General features: G+C 66.6%; 18 protein-coding genes. 12 read left to right on the forward strand and 6 right to left on the reverse strand.

Annotated elements, in window-relative coordinates; translation table 11 throughout:
• The first annotated feature begins 96 nt into the window (after positions 1 to 96).
• Positions 97 to 666, forward strand: a complete 570-nt coding sequence (locus tag ACIIOY_RS20225; protein ID WP_160787166.1) for a CarD family transcriptional regulator — start codon at positions 97 to 99, stop codon at positions 664 to 666.
• A 248-nt stretch (positions 667 to 914) separates the two neighbouring features.
• Entirely contained in the window at positions 915 to 1,775 is an 861-nt protein-coding gene (locus ACIIOY_RS20230; RefSeq protein WP_411036479.1) for an RNA polymerase factor sigma-32, read from the forward strand.
• An 11-nt stretch (positions 1,776 to 1,786) separates the two neighbouring features.
• On the opposite strand, the gene ACIIOY_RS20235 is transcribed toward ACIIOY_RS20230, so the two are convergent.
• Genes ACIIOY_RS20235 through ACIIOY_RS20255 form a run of 5 tightly spaced genes read right to left on the reverse strand, consistent with a single transcriptional unit; the run spans position 1,787 to position 7,250 of the window.
• On the reverse strand, positions 1,787 to 2,437 hold the full coding sequence (locus ACIIOY_RS20235; protein ID WP_411036480.1) for a septation protein A: 651 nt from the start codon (positions 2,435 to 2,437) through the stop codon (positions 1,787 to 1,789).
• Positions 2,434 to 3,921: a signal recognition particle-docking protein FtsY gene (gene ftsY / locus ACIIOY_RS20240; RefSeq protein WP_411036481.1), complete on the reverse strand. Its 1,488-nt coding sequence runs from the start codon at positions 3,919 to 3,921 to the stop codon at positions 2,434 to 2,436. The genes ACIIOY_RS20235 and ftsY overlap by 4 nt, the downstream gene beginning before the upstream one ends.
• A gap of 12 nt (positions 3,922 to 3,933) precedes the next feature.
• The gene (mtaB, locus tag ACIIOY_RS20245; RefSeq protein ID WP_411036482.1) at positions 3,934 to 5,211 is read right to left on the reverse strand and encodes a tRNA (N(6)-L-threonylcarbamoyladenosine(37)-C(2))-methylthiotransferase MtaB; all 1,278 of its coding nucleotides are present in this window, start codon (positions 5,209 to 5,211) and stop codon (positions 3,934 to 3,936) included.
• Positions 5,208 to 6,107, reverse strand: a complete 900-nt coding sequence (gene dapF / locus ACIIOY_RS20250; protein ID WP_411036483.1) for a diaminopimelate epimerase — start codon at positions 6,105 to 6,107, stop codon at positions 5,208 to 5,210. Before dapF ends, mtaB begins: the two co-directional genes overlap by 4 nt.
• A gap of 60 nt (positions 6,108 to 6,167) precedes the next feature.
• Entirely contained in the window at positions 6,168 to 7,250 is a 1,083-nt protein-coding gene (locus ACIIOY_RS20255; RefSeq protein WP_411036484.1) for an MBL fold metallo-hydrolase, read from the reverse strand.
• A gap of 309 nt (positions 7,251 to 7,559) precedes the next feature.
• Between ACIIOY_RS20255 and ffh the strand changes: the two genes are divergently transcribed.
• The 5 genes from ffh to trmD all read left to right on the forward strand — a co-directional run bounded on the left by ffh (position 7,560) and on the right by trmD (position 11,353).
• The gene (ffh, locus tag ACIIOY_RS20260; protein ID WP_411036485.1) at positions 7,560 to 9,122 is read left to right on the forward strand and encodes a signal recognition particle protein; all 1,563 of its coding nucleotides are present in this window, start codon (positions 7,560 to 7,562) and stop codon (positions 9,120 to 9,122) included.
• An 11-nt stretch (positions 9,123 to 9,133) separates the two neighbouring features.
• A complete protein-coding gene (locus ACIIOY_RS20265; protein ID WP_411036486.1) occupies positions 9,134 to 9,457 on the forward strand; it encodes a chorismate mutase in 324 nt (107 codons plus the stop codon).
• 33 nt (positions 9,458 to 9,490) lie between these two features.
• Positions 9,491 to 9,853: a 30S ribosomal protein S16 gene (gene rpsP, locus ACIIOY_RS20270; protein ID WP_411036487.1), complete on the forward strand. Its 363-nt coding sequence runs from the start codon at positions 9,491 to 9,493 to the stop codon at positions 9,851 to 9,853.
• A gap of 230 nt (positions 9,854 to 10,083) precedes the next feature.
• Positions 10,084 to 10,656 carry a ribosome maturation factor RimM gene (rimM, locus tag ACIIOY_RS20275; protein WP_411036488.1) on the forward strand — a complete coding sequence of 191 codons (573 nt, stop codon included), beginning with the start codon at positions 10,084 to 10,086 and terminating at the stop codon, positions 10,654 to 10,656.
• A gap of 1 nt (position 10,657) precedes the next feature.
• A complete protein-coding gene (trmD, locus tag ACIIOY_RS20280) occupies positions 10,658 to 11,353 on the forward strand; it encodes a tRNA (guanosine(37)-N1)-methyltransferase TrmD (RefSeq protein WP_411036489.1) in 696 nt (231 codons plus the stop codon).
• Here trmD and ACIIOY_RS20285 read toward each other — a convergent pair.
• A complete protein-coding gene (locus tag ACIIOY_RS20285) occupies positions 11,335 to 12,081 on the reverse strand; it encodes a sulfite exporter TauE/SafE family protein (RefSeq protein WP_411036490.1) in 747 nt (248 codons plus the stop codon). The genes trmD and ACIIOY_RS20285 overlap by 19 nt on opposite strands.
• A gap of 301 nt (positions 12,082 to 12,382) precedes the next feature.
• On the opposite strand from ACIIOY_RS20285, the gene rplS reads away from it, so the two are divergent.
• The 5 genes from rplS to ACIIOY_RS20310 all read left to right on the forward strand — a co-directional run bounded on the left by rplS (position 12,383) and on the right by ACIIOY_RS20310 (position 16,925).
• On the forward strand, positions 12,383 to 12,919 hold the full coding sequence (gene rplS, locus ACIIOY_RS20290; protein ID WP_411036491.1) for a 50S ribosomal protein L19: 537 nt from the start codon (positions 12,383 to 12,385) through the stop codon (positions 12,917 to 12,919).
• A gap of 149 nt (positions 12,920 to 13,068) precedes the next feature.
• Complete coding sequence (locus ACIIOY_RS20295; RefSeq protein ID WP_411036492.1) at positions 13,069 to 13,866, forward strand: basic amino acid ABC transporter substrate-binding protein; 798 nt, start codon at positions 13,069 to 13,071, stop codon at positions 13,864 to 13,866.
• Positions 13,867 to 13,875: 9 nt separating this feature from the next.
• A complete protein-coding gene (locus ACIIOY_RS20300) occupies positions 13,876 to 14,691 on the forward strand; it encodes an amino acid ABC transporter permease (RefSeq protein WP_411036493.1) in 816 nt (271 codons plus the stop codon).
• Between the two features lie 246 nt (positions 14,692 to 14,937).
• Positions 14,938 to 16,347 carry a 3-isopropylmalate dehydratase large subunit gene (gene leuC / locus ACIIOY_RS20305; protein WP_411036494.1) on the forward strand — a complete coding sequence of 470 codons (1,410 nt, stop codon included), beginning with the start codon at positions 14,938 to 14,940 and terminating at the stop codon, positions 16,345 to 16,347.
• Between the two features lie 68 nt (positions 16,348 to 16,415).
• On the forward strand, positions 16,416 to 16,925 hold the full coding sequence (locus tag ACIIOY_RS20310; RefSeq protein WP_411036495.1) for a SixA phosphatase family protein: 510 nt from the start codon (positions 16,416 to 16,418) through the stop codon (positions 16,923 to 16,925).
• Positions 16,926 to 17,124: the final 199 nt, after the last annotated feature.

A 17,124-nucleotide genomic window follows, 5' to 3' on the forward strand; every position in this document is an offset into this window, starting at 1 on the left:
GAGTGGTGACACCGCAAGGGTGCCCCCCGTCTTTCCCGGGTCCCCGGACCCGCCCCGGCCGTCGCCGGGGAGTGTAACAGGGAGTATTTGAACAGAATGACGACCCAGCAGAAGAAATCTTCCACGCGCCAGGGCTTCAAGACCGGCGAGTCGATCGTCTATCCCGCGCACGGCGTCGGCCAGATCGTCGCCATCGAGGAGCAGGAAGTCGCCGGCATGAAGCTCGAGCTCTTTGTCATCGATTTCGAGAAGGACAAGATGCGTCTCAAGGTGCCGGTTGCCAAAGCCGTTTCGATCGGCATGCGCAAGCTGTCGGAGACCGATTTCGTCGAGCGCGCGCTGAAGGTTGTCCAGGGCAAGGCCCGCGTGAAGCGCACCATGTGGTCGCGCCGCGCACAGGAATACGATGCGAAGATCAATTCGGGCGACCTGATTTCGATCGCCGAAGTGGTTCGCGACCTCTACCGTGCGGAAAACCAGCCGGAACAGTCCTATTCCGAGCGCCAGCTCTATGAAGCCGCCCTCGACCGCATGGCCCGCGAGATCGCAGCCGTCAACAAGATGTCGGAAACCGAAGCGGTCCGCCTCGTCGAGACGAACCTCGCCAAGGGTCCGAAGCGCGGCAAGACCATCGAAGAGGACGACTCCCAGGACGAAGCCGCCTGATTTAGGGCACCTCTTCCAGATTTAAAGCCCGGCCGGAAACGGCCGGGTTTTTTCATGGAACTTTTTTGCGGCGCACCCGTTTGTGCACCGAGGACGACCGGCTTCGGGCGGCCGCGGGGGTGGCGCAACCACTTTATCGCCTCGAAAGACAATTTCGTGCGATCCATCGGCTCATCTGAAACGTCATCGTCAAGCAGGCGCAAGGCAATGCATCTTGCGCCGGTTCGGATCACGTGGAGAGACCCGCCATGGCTACTACGACCGCAGACCGCCGCATGATCAAGCTCGCCATGTCCGCCCCCTATCTGGAAAGGGACGAGGAACAGGCGCTGGCCCAGGCCTGGAAGGACAACAAGGATCAGGAAGCCCGCAACCGGATCGCCATGGCTCACATGCGGCTCGTCGTTTCGATGGCAGGAAAGTTCCGCAACTTCGGCCTTCCACTCAGCGACCTCGTGCAGGAGGGCTATATCGGGCTGCTCGAGGCCGCAGCCCGCTTCGAGCCCGAACGGCAGGTCCGTTTCTCCACCTATGCCAGCTGGTGGATCCGCGCCTCGATCCAGGACTATGTGCTGCGCAACTGGTCGATCGTGCGCGGCGGCACCAGCTCCGCCCAGAAGGCGCTCTTCTTCAATCTCCGGCGCCTGCGCGCCCGGCTCGCCCGCGGCGACACGTACCTGACCAGCGAGGCCATGCACCAGGAGATCGCCGCCGCGCTCGGCGTCAGCACCGCGGACGTGCGCACCATGGACGCCCGCCTGTCCGCCTCCGACGTTTCGCTCCAGGCGCCGATCTCGTCCGCCGAAGGGGAAGGCTCGAACCGCCTTGAATTCCTCACCAGCGATGCGCCCCTGCCGGACGAGCAGGCCGAGGGCAGCATCGACGGCGAGCGCCGCCGCCATTGGCTGCACTCCGCGCTCGGCCAGCTCAACGAGCGCGAGATGAAGATCATCCGCGCCCGCCGCCTCGCCGAAAACGGCGCGACGCTCGAAGAGCTCGGCGCCCTCCTCGGCATTTCCAAGGAGCGGGTGCGCCAGATCGAGAACCGGGCGCTGGAAAAGCTGAAGGCGGTGCTGATCAGCAAGACGACGGATTTTGCCTACGCGTGAGGCCGGCGCCCCTACGGCGCCTTGCCCTCTTCCGCCGGCTCGATTGCATGGCGCATGATCAGCGGCATCTGCGAGAGCGTGAAGAGGATCGTGATGGGCATCGTGCCCCAGACCTTGAAGGCCACCCAGAAATCCGTCGAGAAGCTGCGCCAGACCACTTCGTTGAGCACCGCGAGGAAGACGAAGAACAGCCCCCAGCGCAGCGTCAGCTTGCGCCAGCCCTCGTCGGTCAGCTTGAAGGCGGCGTGGAAGACGTAGCCGAGCAGGGATTTTCCGAAGAGAAGCCCGCCGAGCAGGATGGCGCCGAACAGCGAATTGACGATGGTCGGCTTCATCTTGATGAAGGTATCGTTCTGCAGCCAGAGCGTCAGCGCGCCGAAGACGAAGACGACGATGCCGGAAATCAGCGGCATCATCGGCAGGGTGCGGGTGAGCATCCAGGACACGACGAGCGCGATGGCCGTCGCCGCCATGAAGAGGCCGGTCGCGATGAAGATCGGCCCGCCCATCTCCGCCAGCAGCGGAAAATGCGAGGCCAGCCACTCCCCGCGCGAATTGGCGAAGAAAAAGACGACGAGGGGTCCGAGCTCCAGCACCATCTTCAGGAGGGGGCTCACCTTCTCCTCCGTCTTGGCCGGTGCTTCCAGCGTTGCCTTGCTCATGCCTCAACTCCTGCGATCGCTTGCGCGAAATCCCTGGCCTCGAAGGGTTCGAGATCGTCGATCCCTTCTCCGACGCCGATGAAATAGACCGGCAGCTTGTGCTTGGCGGCAATCGCCACAAGGATGCCGCCGCGGGCCGTACCGTCCAATTTTGTCATGATCAGGCCCGTGACACCCGCCACGTTGCGGAAAATCTCGACCTGGTTCATCGCATTCTGCCCGGTGGTCGCGTCGAGCGTCTGGAGCACCGTGTGCGGCGCGTCCGGATCGAGCTTGCCGAGCACGCGCACGATCTTTTCGAGCTCGGCCATCAGTTCCGCCTTGTTCTGCAGGCGGCCGGCCGTGTCGACGATCAGGACGTCGCTCTTCTTCAGCTTGGCCTGCTCGTAGGCCTCGTAGGCAAGGCCCGCCGCGTCGGCGCCGAGCTTGGAGGAGACGATGTCGGAGCCGGTGCGCTCGGCCCAGATCTTCAATTGTTCAATTGCCGCCGCGCGGAACGTGTCGCCGGCGGCGAGCATGACCTTGAGGCCGGCGCCCGAAAGCTTTGCCGCAAGCTTGCCGATCGTCGTCGTCTTGCCCGTGCCGTTGACGCCGACGACGAGGATGACGTGCGGCTTGTGGCTGAGGTCGAGCTCCAGCGGTTTGGCGACCGGTGCGAGGACCTTGGTTATCTCGCTCGCCATGATGCGCGAGACGTCGGCGCCGGTGACGTCCTTGCCGTAGCGCTCCGAGGCGAGCGTGTCGGTGATGCGCAGCGCGGTCTCGACGCCGAGGTCGGCCTGGATCAGGAGGTCTTCGAGATCCTGCAGCGTCTCGTCGTCGAGCTTGCGCTTGGTGAAGAGGCTGGTGATCTGGCCGGTGAGCTGCGAGGAGGTCCGGGCAAGCCCCTCGCGCAGGCGCTGGAACCAGGTGCGCCGGGGCTGGCTCTCCGGCACGGCCGCCTCGGCAGGCACGCTTTCGGCCGTGGCGAAGCCCTTCGGCAGGACAGGCGTTCCGGCCGGCTGCTCGGCGCGGATGGCCTCGTCGAGAACGGGATCGTCGATTTCGGCAGGGGCCGCCTCTTCCGGCGCTGCCTCCTCGGCCGGAACGGCGGCCTCTTGCGCCGAGGCGGCCGGCTCTTCCCCGGCGGCCTCCTCTATCGGCTCCGGCTCCGCAGCGTCGTCGCTGGCCGGTCCGCCCGCGGTCTCCATTTCGGCCGGCGCGACCGGATCTTCGGCAACCGGCAGGCCCGGTGCGTGCGGAAGCGGATAGATCTCCGGCTCGACATCCTCGGGGATATGATAGTCGGCTTCCGGATTGGCGGCCTCCGCCTCGTCGAGCAGGGGATCGCGCTCCTCTTCGATGGATACGTCCGGCGGCGCGACGGCCTCGGGCGCGGGCTCGGCGGCCTGCGGCTCGGCAACGGGGGCCTCCGCCTGCGGCTTCGGCTCGGCAGCGGTGTCTTTTCCGAATGTGAAGATCTTCTTGATGAAGCCGAGAGCCATGAAAGGTATCCGCTAGTTGCGAAGGGGGTCGATGCCGGGCCGCATCGTCAGGTGTTTTCCATTGTGTCCGGTGATCGTCACCGGCACAAGGTCGCGGGGTTTCAGGCCGCCGGCATCGACGAGCGTGAAGTTTTCCGTATGGGCGAGGCCGTTGTTTTCGACGAGGATCATTTCCTGTCTCCCGATCATGGAATCCAGATGGGCCTCGTGCAGCCGTTTTCCAGTCTCGCGCAGGCGCGCGGCGCGTTCCTTGACGAGCGCGCGGTCGAGCTGCGGCATGCGCGCCGCCGGCGTTCCGGGACGCGGGCTGTAGGGAAAGACGTGCAGATGGGCGATGCCGCAGTCTTCCGCATGCCGCACCGCGTTGGCGAACATCTCTTCCGTCTCCGTCGGGAAGCCGGCGATCATGTCGGCGCCGAAGCTGGCATCCGGCCGCAAGGCCCGCACGCGCGCGCAGAAGGCGCGTGCGTCGGCGCTCGAATGGCGCCGCTTCATGCGCTTGAGGATCAGGTCGTCGCCGTGCTGCAGCGAAAGGTGCAGGTGCGGCATGAAGCGCGGCTCGTCGGCGATCAGGTCCCAGAGGTGTTCGTCCGCCTCGATGCCGTCGATGGAGGAGAGGCGCAGGCGGCGGATCTCCCGCACCTGCTTCAACAGCGTCTTGGCGAGATAGCCGAGGCTCGGCCTGCCCGGCAGGTCGGCGCCGTAGCTGGTGGCGTCGACGCCGGTCAGCACGATCTCGCAATAGCCGCCCCCGGCCAGTTTGCGCGCCTGGTCGACCACCGCGCCCATCGGCACGGAACGGGAATTGCCGCGGCCGTACGGGATGATGCAGAAGGTGCAGCGGTGGTCGCAGCCGTTCTGCACCTGCACGAAGGCCCGCACATGGCCGTCGATCAGCCTGACCATCTGCGGGGCGGTCTCCCGCACGCTCATGATGTCGTTGACACGCAATTTCTCTTCCGCCGAGACGCCGAAATCCGGAAGCCGGCGGTAGGAGGCGCCCTTCAGCTTCTCCTCGTTGCCGAGCACGGCGTCGACCTCCGGCATGGCGGCGAAGGTCCGCTTTTCCGTCTGTGCCGCGCAGCCGGTGACGATGATGCGGGCATGCGGATTGTCGCGGCGGGCGCGGCGGATCGCCTGGCGGGCCTGGCGCACGGCCTCGCCCGTCACGGCGCAGGTGTTCACCAGCACGGCATTGTTGAGCCCCGCCTTCTCGGCCTCGGCGCGCATCACTTCCGATTCGTACGTGTTGAGCCGACAGCCGAAGTTTATGACCGTGACGCCGCTCAAAGGGCGGCCGCCCCGGCTTCGTCCCGGCGGAAGGCACCGGTCGAAGGATCGAGCGTGCCCGACCATTCCCACTCGGCAGGCCCCGTCATGACGACGTGGTCGTCTCCGCGCCACTCGACCGTCAGCGTGCCGCGGTTCGGGCTGCTGGCGACGGTGACGGCGACCTTGCGGCCGGTCCGGCTGGTGCGCGCGCCGCTGACGGCGGCCGCACAGGCGGCCGAGCCGCAGGCGAGCGTCAGGCCCGCGCCGCGCTCCCAGGTGCGCGTCGTCATGGCGGAGGGGGAGGTCACCTGCGCCAGCGTGATGTTCGCCTTCTCCGGGAACATCGGGTGGTTTTCGAGCAGCGGGCCGAAACGGTCGAGGTCGAACGTCATCGGGTCACGGTCGACCCAGAACACGGCGTGCGGGTTGCCCATCGACATTACGGCGGGCGAGTGCAGCACCGGCGCGTCGATCGGCCCGATCTGCAGTTCGATGCGGCTCGTGTCGTAGAATTCCTCGGCGAGCGGGATGCGGTTCCATTCGAAGACCGGCCTGCCCATGTCGACGGAGATCGTGCCGTCCTCATGCTCCACGGCGTTGAGGATGCCCGCGACAGTCTGGAAGGTAAAAACCTTCCTGCCGGTCTCGGCGGCGAGCGCCTGCACGACGCAGCGCGTGCCGTTGCCGCAGGCCTGCGCCTTGGACCCGTCGGAATTGAGGATGTCGATGAAGGCGTCGGTGCCCTCGGCCCTCGGGTCGTGGATCGCCATGATCTGGTCGAAGCGGGTGGCGGGGTCGGCGTTGAGGGCGATGGCCGCCACCGGCGTCACGACATCGCCGCGGCCGCGCATGTCCACGACCAGGATCATGTTCCCCAGCCCGTTCATCTTCGCGAAGTCGACCGTCTTTGTCATCACGCCCTGCCCGTTTGGGCCGTATATGGCGGAAAAGCCCGCGGATTTCCAGTGTCTTGCTCAGGCCTTGGCGGCGGGGACCTCGAAGACCTCGCCGGGCCGCAGCGCCCGGAAGCGCTCACGGGCGATGCCGACCGTATCGAGCGAGGCCTCCAGCGCGGCCAGCGGCTCGTCTATGCCCTCGTTCGTCAGCCGGAACGTACCCCAATGATGGCCGGCGACATGCGCCGCGCCGCAGGCCAGCATGCCCTCGACCGCCTCCTGCGGGTTCTGGTGCTGCGGACGCATGAACCAGCGCGGCTCGTAGGCGCCGAAGGGAAGGTTGGCGAGGCGGATCGCACCGTGTTTCTCGCGGACCGCCCGGTAGTTGATGCCCTTGTGAAAACCCGTGTCGCCGACGTGGTAGATGTTGCCGCCCGGCGTCTCGATCAGGAAAGCCGACCAGAGTGCCATGCGCCGGTCGCCGAGGCCGCGCGCCGACCAGTGATGGCAGGGTTCGCAATGGAGCACCACCCCGTCCGCCAGGGCCACGGCGCCGCCCCAGTCCATCACCGTCACCTGCGCCTTTCCGACCGCCGGCATGATGATCCTGTCGTTGCCGAGCGGCGCGACGATGCGGCAGCCGTCCCGCTGCGCAAGAACCTTCAGCGTCGCGAGGTCGAGATGGTCGTAGTGGTTGTGCGTGACGAGCACGACATCGATCTTCGGCAGGTCGGCGAGGCGGATGCCGGGCGGGTTGACGCGCTTCGGGCCGGCGAAGGCGAGCGGGCTCGCCCGTTCGCTCCAGACCGGATCGGTGAGGATGTTGAGGCCCGCGGTCTGGATGAGCAGCGCCGCGTGCCCCGCCATGGTCACGACGAGACGGTCGCCGGCGATGCGCGCCTCCGGCACGGCGGGCGGAAAGGGGCTCGGCCAGTCGAGCGGCCAGGCGGCGCGGCCGCCGCCCAGCTGCCAGCGCAGGAGATCGAAGAAGCCGTTCGGCTCCTCGCCGCCCGGATTGAAGAAGTGCCTGCCGTCGAAATGGTCGCTGACCGGCCCGTCATAATAGCGGTTGGCGGCAAGGCTGCGGCTCGCGAACGTGCCGCCGGCCAGCGTCGCCAGCACGCCGAGGCTCGACCATTTGAGAAACTTCCGACGGTTCATTGACAAAAGATAAGCTGCGCCCCGCCGCGCCGCAATGCGCCGCCGCGGCCTCGCAAAAATGTTATGCGGGCGGCGGGATCGGCCGCCGTCCTTGACTTTCCGGCTCCTTTCCTGTTTAAGCCGCGCATCCGCGACAAGTGACGAGACTTGGAACGACGCCGACCGGGACCCATCGAGGTATAAACAGATCCCGGAGGTCAACACCCGACAGCGCGATGCGCCCTCGGGTGCTTTTCGGCTTTGCGTCTTGTTTTTGTCATGGGTAGCACCGACGTTTCCGCCAGAAGCGGAAACAAGAAGGAAGACGTGATGTTTGAAACACTCCAGGACCGCCTTGGCTCCATCCTGAATGGATTGACAGGCCGTGGCGCGCTTTCCGAGGCGGATGTCTCGGCGGCGTTGCGCGAGGTCCGCCGTGCGCTTCTGGAAGCGGACGTGGCGCTGGAAGTGGTGCGTTCCTTCACCGATGCGGTGCGCGAGAAGGCCGTCGGTGCCGAGATCGTCAAGTCGATCAAGCCCGGCCAGATGGTCGTGAAGATCGTGCATGACGAGCTCGTCGCCATGCTCGGCTCCGAGGGCGTGTCGATCGACCTCAACGCGGCCGCGCCTGTCGTCATCATGATGGTTGGCCTGCAGGGCTCGGGCAAGACGACCACCACGGGCAAGATCGCCAACCGGCTGAAGACGCGCGACAAGAAGAAGGTCCTGATGGCCTCGCTCGACACGCGCCGCCCGGCCGCGCAGGAGCAGCTGCGCCAGCTTGGGCAGCAGACCGGCGTCGACACCCTGCCGATCGTCGCCGGCCAGTCGCCGACCGACATCGCCGCCCGCGCCGTGCAGGCCGCGAAGCTGGGCGGCCACGACGTCGTCATCCTCGACACCGCCGGCCGCACCCATATCGACGAGCCGCTGATGATCGAGATGGCGGAGATCAAGCGGAAGTCGAACCCGCACGAGATCCTGCTCGTCGCCGACGCGCTGACCGGCCAGGACGCCGTCAACCTCGCCCGCAACTTCGACGACCGCGTGGGCATCACCGGCCTCGTCCTCACCCGCATGGACGGCGACGGCCGCGGCGGTGCGGCGCTCTCCATGCGCGCCGTCACCGGCAAGCCGATCAAGCTGATCGGCGTCGGCGAGAAGATGGGCGAGCTGGAGGAATTCCACCCCCGGCGCGTCGCTGACCGCATCCTCGGCATGGGCGACATCGTCTCGCTCGTCGAGAAGGCGGCGGAGAACATCGACGCCGAGAAGGCGAAGGCCATGGCCGAGAAGATGGCCAAGGGCAAGTTCGACCTCGACGACCTCGCCGATCAACTGCGCCAGATGCAGAAGATGGGCGGCATGGGCGGCATCATGGGCCTGATGCCCGGCATGGCCGGCATGAAGGACAAGATGGCCGCCGCCGGCCTCGACGACCGCCTGTTCAAGCGCCAGCTCGCCATCATCTCCTCGATGACCAGGGCCGAGCGCGCCAATCCGGACATCCTCAAGCACTCCCGCAAGAAGCGCATCGCCGCCGGCTCCGGCACCGATGCCGCCGACATCAACAAGCTCCTGAAGATGCACCGCCAGATGGCGGACATGATGAAGGCGATGGGCGGCAAGAAGGGCGGCGGCCTGATGAAGCAGATGATGGGCGGCCTTGCCGGCAAGATGGGCCTCGGCGGCGGCATGGGCGGCATGCCGGACCTGTCGAAGATGGATCCCAAGCAGCTCGAAGCGCTCGCCAAGCAGGCCGAAGCCGCCGGCATCAAGCCGGGCAGCCTGCCGGGCCTCGGCGGCAGCGGCGGTCTTCCGGGTCTCGGCGGGGGGCGCCTGCCCGGCCTCGGCGGCCTGCCGGGCCTTCCCGGCCTGCCGAAGAAGAAGTGAGGGAACGCGGCATGACGATCGATCCGAAGGTCAGGCAGCAATTGGGAGAATACCGGCAGTCGATCGACAATATCGACGCTGCCCTTGTGCATATGCTCGCCGAGCGCTTCCGCTGCACCCAGGCGGTCGGGGTCCTGAAGGCGACGCATGATCTGCCGCCGGCCGATCCGGCGCGCGAGGAATACCAGATCGAGCGCCTCCGCCGCCTGGCGAAGGACGCCAATCTGGATCCGGATTTCGCGGAGAAGTTCCTGAACTTCATCATCCGCGAGGTGATCCGGCACCATGAAGCCATTGCCGCCGAACACAGCGGCGCAAACCAGAATACCGCTTGAAGAAGCGGTCCCTACATCTCAAGGAGAAATGACATGGCATTGAAAATTCGTCTCGCCCGCGGCGGCTCCAAGAAGCGTCCGTACTACCAGATCGTCGTCGCCGACGCCCGTTCGCCGCGTGACGGCCGCTTCCTGGAGAAGCTCGGTTCCTGGAACCCGATGCTCGGCAAGGACGACGCGAGCCGCGTGCAGATCGACGCCGACCGCGCCAAGGAATGGCTCGCCAAGGGCGCCCAGCCGACCGACCGCATCGCCCGCTTCCTCGACGAGGCCGGCGTCCTGAAGCGCGAATCCCGCAACAACCCGGAAAAGGCAAAGCCGGGCAAGAAGGCGCTCGAGCGCGCCGCCGAGAAGAAGCAGAAGGAAGAAGAAGCCGCTGCTGCCGCCGGCGAATAATCTGCCGCGAAAGCCTTGCCTCACCCACCGACGTCGTCCTCGGCCTTGAGGCGAGGATCCACGTCTCACCCGCAGCGGGTGGATGCCCGGGTCAAGCCCGAGCATGATAGAGGAGAGGGACGAGGAGCCTGTCACCAAGCTTGCGGGCGGCATTTCATGCCGCCCGTTTTCGTTTGGAGCCTTGCACGGAACATCGTAAGAGGCTTTGCGAGACCACACGGAACCGAACCATGGCGAAACTGGAAAATCCCGTCCTCATGGGCACCGTCGGCGCGGCGCAGGGGCTGCGCGGCGAGGTCCGCGTGAAATCCTACACCATCGATCCGACCGCCATCGGTGACTACGGGCACCTGCACACGGAGGACGGCCGGTCCTTCGAGGTGCTGGAGGTGCGCGAGGCGAAGAACCTGGTGATCGTGCGCTTCCGCGGCATCAACGACCGCACCGCCGCCGAGGCATTGAATGGCCTCGACCTCTATATCGAGCGCGACAACCTGCCGGACGAGGAGCTGGACGAGGACGAGTTCTTCTATGCCGACCTCGAGGGGCTGGAGGCGGTCGACACGACCGGCCGCAGCCACGGCAAGGTGACGGGCATCTTCGATTTCGGCGCCGGCGACCTGCTCGAGCTCAAGGGTCCGGGCCGGCGCCCGGTGCTCATTCCCTTCTCCGAGGCCGCCGTGCTGGAGATCGACCTCGAAGGCGGGCGACTGCTGATCGATGCCGTCGCCGCCGGCCTGGAGGAGGAAAAGGACGGCCCCGGCAGCCGGCGCCGCCGCCCGCCGCCGGGCGAGGAGGAATGACGTGGCTTTCCGCGCCACCGTCCTGACGCTCTATCCGGAGATGTTTCCGGGCTTCCTCGGCCAGTCGCTCTCCGGCAAGGCGCTCGCCCGCGGCGACTGGTCGCTCGACTGCGTGCAGATCCGCGACTTCACCACCGACCGCCACCGCACCGTCGACGACACGCCGGCCGGCGGCGGGGCAGGCATGGTGCTGAAGCCGGACGTGCTCGCCCGCGCCATCGACCATGCCTCCGAAGGCGACAATCGCCCGCGCCTGCTGATGAGCCCGCGCGGCCGGCCGCTGACGCAGAAGCGCGTGCGCGAGCTTGCGGCCGGCGAGGGCGCCATCATCGTCTGCGGCCGTTTCGAGGGCGTGGACCAGCGCGTCATCGACGGGCGCCAGCTCGAAGAGGTCTCGATCGGCGACTATATCCTCTCCGGCGGCGAGCCGGCGGCGATGATCCTCATCGACGCCGTCGTGCGCATCCTGCCGGGCGTGATGGGCAATGCGCTGTCCGGCGAGCACGAGAGCTTCGAGAGCGGGCTCCTGGAGCATCCGCACTATACGCGCCCGCAGGTCTGGGAGGGGCAGGAAATCCCCGGCGTGCTCACTTCCGGCCATCACGCGGCCATCGAGAAGTGGCGGCGCGAAGAGGCCGAGAAACTGACCCGCGAGCGCCGGCCGGACCTGCTCGCCGCTCAGCCCGTCACGAAGTAATAGACCGTCAGCGCAAGGCCGACCGCGACCACCAGGCCGCGGATCACCGGCTGCGGCACGCGCCGCGCCGCCCAGACGCCGGAATAGCCGCCGATCGCGCCCGCCGGCACCATGACCGCCGCCTGCGGCCAGCCGACCACGCCGCCGCTGGCAAAGACGACGATCGCCATGGCGGCGATGACCACGGCGACGAAGTTCTTCAGCGCGTTCAGCCGGTGATAGTCGCCGCCCTTGGTAAGGCCCAGCACGGCCAGCGTCATGATGCCCATGCCGGCGCCGAAGAAGCCGCCGTAGATCGAGGTCACGAACTGGCCGGCAAGACCGAGCGGCGAAATCGGCTTTTCCGGGCTCAGCGTCTTCGGCTTGAGATAGGGTCCGGCCGCGAAGATCGCCGTCGCGGCGAGCAGGAGCCAGGGCACGAGAGCGCGGAACGACGGATTGGAGAGCGAAAGCAGCAGCAGCGCGCCGGCAAGCCCGCCGACGAGCGACAGGACGCCGAGCAGGGCCGCCTCCTTCCAGTCGGCGCGGATCTCCCTGGCATAGGCGAGCGTCGACGTGACGTAGCCGGGAAACTGCGTGATCGAGGAGGTGGCGTTGGCGACGATCGGCGGCAGGCCGGTCAGTGTCATCGCACCGAAGGTGAGGAAGGTGCCCCCGCCGGCAATGGCGTTCACCACGCCGGACAGAAAGCCCGCGACGAAAAGAAAGACGGCATCGGCAAGCGACATGATATTCCCCCGGGCGACGGCCGGAAGCCGCGCTTTCCCCCTCAACGCCGTGATAGCGTGGCGCCGGAGGGCCGGCAAGGCCCGAAGATCCGCCGCTCCGGCGCCGATTCTTTTGCCGCCGGGGGATGACAAGCCGGTCCGATTGGTGTATTGGCCCGCACGGTTCGGGATTGTCCCGCCGACCTGCAAGCAAAGAATGGCGAATCCGCTCCGCCCGGCAACGGGCTACCCTTCGAGGCTGCGGCCCACAAGGAAAACGTCGAGCGCTCTGGCTGTTTCAGAAGAACCGAAGGTTAGACCGATGAACATCATCCAGCAGCTCGAAGCCGAACAGGCCGCGAAGATCGAAGCCAAGCGCACCCTCCCGGAATTCTCCCCGGGCGACACCGTCCGCGTCAACGTGCGCGTCACGGAAGGTTCGCGCACCCGCGTCCAGGCCTATGAAGGCGTCTGCATCGCCCGTTCCGGCGGCGGCCTCAACGAGAGCTTCACCGTCCGCAAGATTTCCTACGGCGAAGGCGTCGAGCGCGTCTTCCCGGTCTACTCGCCGCTCGTCGAGAGCGTCGAGGTCGTGCGCCGCGGCAAGGTCCGCCGCGCCAAGCTCTACTACCTGCGCGACCGCCGCGGCAAGTCGGCCCGTATCGTCGAGAACACCGGCACGCGCGCCCGCAAGCTGAACGACGCCGAGCGTCAGGCCGTTGCCGAGGAGAAGGCACGCCTCGAAGCCGAGAAGGTCGCAGCCGCCCAGGCGCTCGCGGCTGAAAAGGCTGCGGCGGAAGCCGCAGAAAAAGCTGCGGCCGACGAAGCTGCAAAGGCCCAGGAAGCCGCCGCCGAATAAGCGGCCGCCGTTTCCCATCGATCCAAGCCGTCGGCCCTGGCCGGCGGCTTTTGTTTTATGGAAATGCGTTTGCGCGCAACCGGCATGCTTGCCTGCCGGCCAGAACCTGTGACAGTGTTCCGCCGCCACGATTTCAGGAGCATGTTTTGATGTTTTCCCGCCGCGCCGTTCTTGCAGGCCTTGCCGCCGCTGCCCTCATGCCCGCCGTCGCGCTCGCCGCCGACCTTCCCGATCTCGGCGGCAGGACCGTCGTCGTCGTGACGGAGAACGCCTATCCGCCGCTGCAATTCGTCGACCCCAAGACCGGCGAGCAGATCGGCTGGGAATACGACGCGATGAACGAGATCGCCAAGCGCCTCAACTTCAAGGTCGAGTACCAGAACACCAGCTGGGATGCGATGATCCAGGCCGTCTCCGACAACCAGTACAACATCGGCATGACCGGCATCACCATCAAGGACGACCGCAAGGAGAAGGTCGACTTCTCCGACCCCTACATGCGCTCCCAGCAGTTCATGCTGGTGCGCGCCGACGAGACGCGCTTTACGGACGCAAAATCCTTCGCCGCCTTCACGGACGGCCTGATCGCCGCCCAGCCCGGCACCTCGCCCTTCTACACGGCCGTCTACGAGATCCTCGACGGCAACGAGCAGAACCCGCGCATCAAGCTGTTCGAGACCTTCGGCGCGACGGTGCAGGCGCTACAGGCCGGCGACGTCGACCTCGTGCTGACCGACAGCGTCGCGGCCAACGGCTATGTCCAGGCCTCGGGCGGCAAGCTCAAGGTGATCGGCGAGCCGCTCGGCACGGAGGATTTCGGCTTCATCTTCCCCAAGGGCTCGGACCTCGTCGCCCCGGTCAACGCCGCGATCGCGGCGCTGAAGGCGGACGGCACGCTGGACGCGCTCAACAAGAAGTGGTTCCTGGACTACAAGATGGGTGAGTGACGGGCAGCCATGGCGCCCGTTTCCCGCCACGCGGCGAAGGACGACTATCCCTGGTGGCTGGTCGCGCTCGGCGCGATCGCGCTGGCGCTTGCCGGCGTCATCGCCGCGAACGACCTCTATGCGCAGGTGTTCGGCGTCGTCCTGAAGGGGCTGTGGGTCACAGTCTTCGTGACCCTCGTCGCCTTCCTGCTCGCCACCCTGCTCGGCCTCGGCATCGCGCTGATGGCGCTCTCGCAGAGCAAGGTCCTGCGCCAGACCGCGCGCTTCTACACGGAGGTGATCCGGGGCGTGCCGATCCTCGTTCTCCTCTTCTACATCGCCTTCGTCGGTGCGCCGGCGCTGGTGGCTGTCGTCAATTTTGTCATCGGCCCGCTCGTTGCCGCCGGCACGGTGGAGCCCGTGCAGGTGCGCGACCTGTCCTTGATGTGGCGGGCGATCATCGCGCTGATGATAGGCTATTCGGCCTTCATCGCCGAGGTCTTCCGCGCCGGCATCCAGTCGGTCGACAAGGGGCAGATCGAGGCGGCCAAGGCCCTCGGCCTGTCGCGCGTCCAGCGCTTCCGCCTCGTCGTCTTCCCGCAGGCGGTCCGCGTCATCCTGCCGCCGCTCGGCAACGACTTCGTGGCGATGGTGAAGGACTCCTCGCTCGTCTCGGTGCTCGGCGTCGCCGACATCACGCAGATGGGCAAGGTCTATGCCTCCGGCTCCTTCCGCTTCTTCGAGACCTACTCCATCGTCGCCTATGTCTATCTCATCCTGACCATCGGCCTGTCGCTGGCGCTGCGGGCGCTGGAACGGCGGCTGCGCCGCGGCGCCGGCCACTGATTCTTGGCAATTGCCGAAACCCGCAAAAATCGTTATATGCGGGAACATGGAATCCAAGTTCGGATGCACGGAAAAGCATGTCGTCGTGCTGCAGGATCACAAGCGCCTGCCGGCACGCTTCTTTGCGCGTGTCTTCGGGGCGCTCACCAGCCGCCTATCCTGATCGCCCGTTGATTTCGCGCGGTCCCGCCAGCCACGTGCTGCGGATTTCCAGAACCCCTACACATGCCCAGCGGATGAAGAGCCATGAGTGCACCCCGTACCCTCTATGACAAGATTTTCGACGACCATATCGTCAGCCAGCAGGAAGACGGCACCTGTCTTCTCTACATCGACCGTCACCTCGTCCACGAAGTGACGTCGCCCCAGGCCTTCGAGGGCCTGCGCATGGCCGGCCGCAAGGTTCGCGCGCCGGAAAAGACGCTCGCCGTCGTCGACCACAACGTTCCCACCTCGCCGGACCGCCACCAGGGCATCAAGAACGAGGAAAGCCGCATCCAGGTCGAGGCGCTGGCGAAGAACGCCGCCGACTTCGGCGTCGAATACTATTCGGAAAGGGACGTGCGCCAGGGCATCGTGCACATCGTCGGCCCCGAACAGGGCTTCACCCTGCCGGGCATGACGATCGTCTGCGGCGACAGCCACACTTCCACGCACGGCGCCTTCGGCGCGCTGGCGCACGGCATCGGCACCTCGGAAGTGGAACATGTCCTCGCCACCCAGACGCTGATCCAGAAGAAGGCGAAGAACATGCTGGTGCGCGTCGACGGGACGCTTCCCGGAGGCGTCACCGCCAAGGACATCATCCTCGCCATCATCGGCGAGATCGGCACGGCCGGCGGCACCGGCCACGTCATCGAGTTCGCCGGCGAGGCGATCCGCTCGCTGTCGATGGAAGGCCGCATGACGATCTGCAACATGACGATCGAAGGCGGCGCCCGCGCCGGCCTCATCGCCCCGGACGAAACGACCTTCGAATACATCAAGGACAAGCCCCGCGCGCCGAAGGGCAAGGCGCTGGAGATGGCGCTGGAATACTGGAAGACGCTGCACACGGACGAGGGCGCGCATTTCGACCGCGTCGTCGTGCTCGACGCCGCGAACCTGCCGCCGATCGTCTCCTGGGGCTCCTCGCCGGAAGACGTCGTCTCCGTGCAGGGCGTCGTGCCGAACCCGGACGACATCGAGGACGAGACGAAGCGCTCGTCCAAGTGGCGCGCGCTCGACTACATGGGCCTGAAGCCCGGCACGAAGATGACCGACATCGCCATCGATCGCGTCTTCATCGGCTCGTGCACCAACGGCCGCATCGAGGACCTGCGCGCCGTCGCCAAGGTCGTCGAGGGCAGGAAGGTGGCCTCCACCGTCAGCGCCATGATCGTCCCGGGCTCCGGCCTCGTGAAGGAACAGGCGGAGAGGGAAGGTCTCGACAGGATCTTCAAGGAGGCCGGCTTCGACTGGCGCGAGCCGGGCTGCTCCATGTGCCTTGCGATGAACGACGACCGCCTGAAGCCGGGCGAGCGCTGCGCGTCCACCTCGAACCGCAACTTCGAGGGCCGCCAGGGCTTCAAGGGCCGCACGCATCTCGTGTCGCCCGCCATGGCCGCCGCCGCCGCGATCGCCGGCCACTTCGTGGACATCCGCGAGTGGCGGTAGGCCGGGCGCTTGCCGACAGCGTAAAAGGCCGGGAGCGATCTCCCGGCCTTTCCGTTTGAGGAGTTCCCATGAAACGGCTTTTCCTGCTGCGCCACGCCAAATCCGCCTGGCCCGACGGCGTCGAGGACCACGACCGCCCCCTCGCCGACCGCGGCCGCCGCGATGCTCCCCGCATGGGCGCCCACATGGCCGAGGCGGGCCTGCAGCCGGATTTCGCGCTGGTCTCCTCCGCCCGGCGCACGCAGGAGACCTGGGCTCTCGTCGCCCCCGAACTTGAGCCCTGTCCCTGCCGCACCGTCTCCGCGATCTACGAGGCCGAACCGGAAGCCATCCTGGCGGCGATCCGCGACGCACCGCAAGGAAGCGGCAGGTTGCTCGTCATCGGCCACAATCCCGGCTTCGAGGACCTGGCCAGGCTGCTTGCACCGGCCGGAGAGACCGATGCGATTAGCCGGCTAAGGACGAAATATCCAACGGCTGGCCTCGCCGTGATTGCGCTCGCCATCGGCCGCTGGAGCGAAGCCGCGCCCGGCACGGGCCGGCTCGAAGCCTTCATCACGCCAAGGACGCTACCCTGAAGGATGCCGTCTTCGACGTGATTAAAAGGGCGGCCAAACCACCGACAGCAACCCGATAGCCACCAGATGGCAACTCGATTTGCGCACATCATACCCCCACTCTCTATGTCACCCGCCGCGGATGGATCCTCGGGTCAAGCAACCGTGGAGTTATGGTTTGAAGGCTGGGTCTGTTCTTGCGATGGCGTTTAGGATCGTG

This window comes from Shinella agrisoli, from assembly GCF_046557955.1.
Taxonomy (GTDB): domain Bacteria; phylum Pseudomonadota; class Alphaproteobacteria; order Rhizobiales; family Rhizobiaceae; genus Shinella.

What these genes read in the sequence shown, in the direction of transcription:
- ACIIOY_RS20225 (WP_160787166.1), top strand. Translation starts at nt 97, where the DNA reads ATGACGACCCAGCAGAAGAAATCTTCCACGCGCCAGGGCTTCAAGACC.
- ACIIOY_RS20230 (WP_411036479.1), top strand. Translation starts at nt 915, where the DNA reads ATGGCTACTACGACCGCAGACCGCCGCATGATCAAGCTCGCCATGTCC.
- ACIIOY_RS20235 (WP_411036480.1), bottom strand. Translation starts at nt 2,437, where the DNA reads ATGAGCAAGGCAACGCTGGAAGCACCGGCCAAGACGGAGGAGAAGGTG.
- ftsY (WP_411036481.1), bottom strand. Translation starts at nt 3,921, where the DNA reads ATGGCTCTCGGCTTCATCAAGAAGATCTTCACATTCGGAAAAGACACC.
- dapF (WP_411036483.1), bottom strand. Translation starts at nt 6,107, where the DNA reads ATGACAAAGACGGTCGACTTCGCGAAGATGAACGGGCTGGGGAACATG.
- ACIIOY_RS20255 (WP_411036484.1), bottom strand. Translation starts at nt 7,250, where the DNA reads ATGAACCGTCGGAAGTTTCTCAAATGGTCGAGCCTCGGCGTGCTGGCG.
- ffh (WP_411036485.1), top strand. Translation starts at nt 7,560, where the DNA reads ATGTTTGAAACACTCCAGGACCGCCTTGGCTCCATCCTGAATGGATTG.
- ACIIOY_RS20265 (WP_411036486.1), top strand. Translation starts at nt 9,134, where the DNA reads ATGACGATCGATCCGAAGGTCAGGCAGCAATTGGGAGAATACCGGCAG.
- rpsP (WP_411036487.1), top strand. Translation starts at nt 9,491, where the DNA reads ATGGCATTGAAAATTCGTCTCGCCCGCGGCGGCTCCAAGAAGCGTCCG.
- rimM (WP_411036488.1), top strand. Translation starts at nt 10,084, where the DNA reads ATGGCGAAACTGGAAAATCCCGTCCTCATGGGCACCGTCGGCGCGGCG.
- ACIIOY_RS20285 (WP_411036490.1), bottom strand. Translation starts at nt 12,081, where the DNA reads ATGTCGCTTGCCGATGCCGTCTTTCTTTTCGTCGCGGGCTTTCTGTCC.
- rplS (WP_411036491.1), top strand. Translation starts at nt 12,383, where the DNA reads ATGAACATCATCCAGCAGCTCGAAGCCGAACAGGCCGCGAAGATCGAA.
- ACIIOY_RS20295 (WP_411036492.1), top strand. Translation starts at nt 13,069, where the DNA reads ATGTTTTCCCGCCGCGCCGTTCTTGCAGGCCTTGCCGCCGCTGCCCTC.
- ACIIOY_RS20300 (WP_411036493.1), top strand. Translation starts at nt 13,876, where the DNA reads ATGGCGCCCGTTTCCCGCCACGCGGCGAAGGACGACTATCCCTGGTGG.
- leuC (WP_411036494.1), top strand. Translation starts at nt 14,938, where the DNA reads ATGAGTGCACCCCGTACCCTCTATGACAAGATTTTCGACGACCATATC.
- ACIIOY_RS20310 (WP_411036495.1), top strand. Translation starts at nt 16,416, where the DNA reads ATGAAACGGCTTTTCCTGCTGCGCCACGCCAAATCCGCCTGGCCCGAC.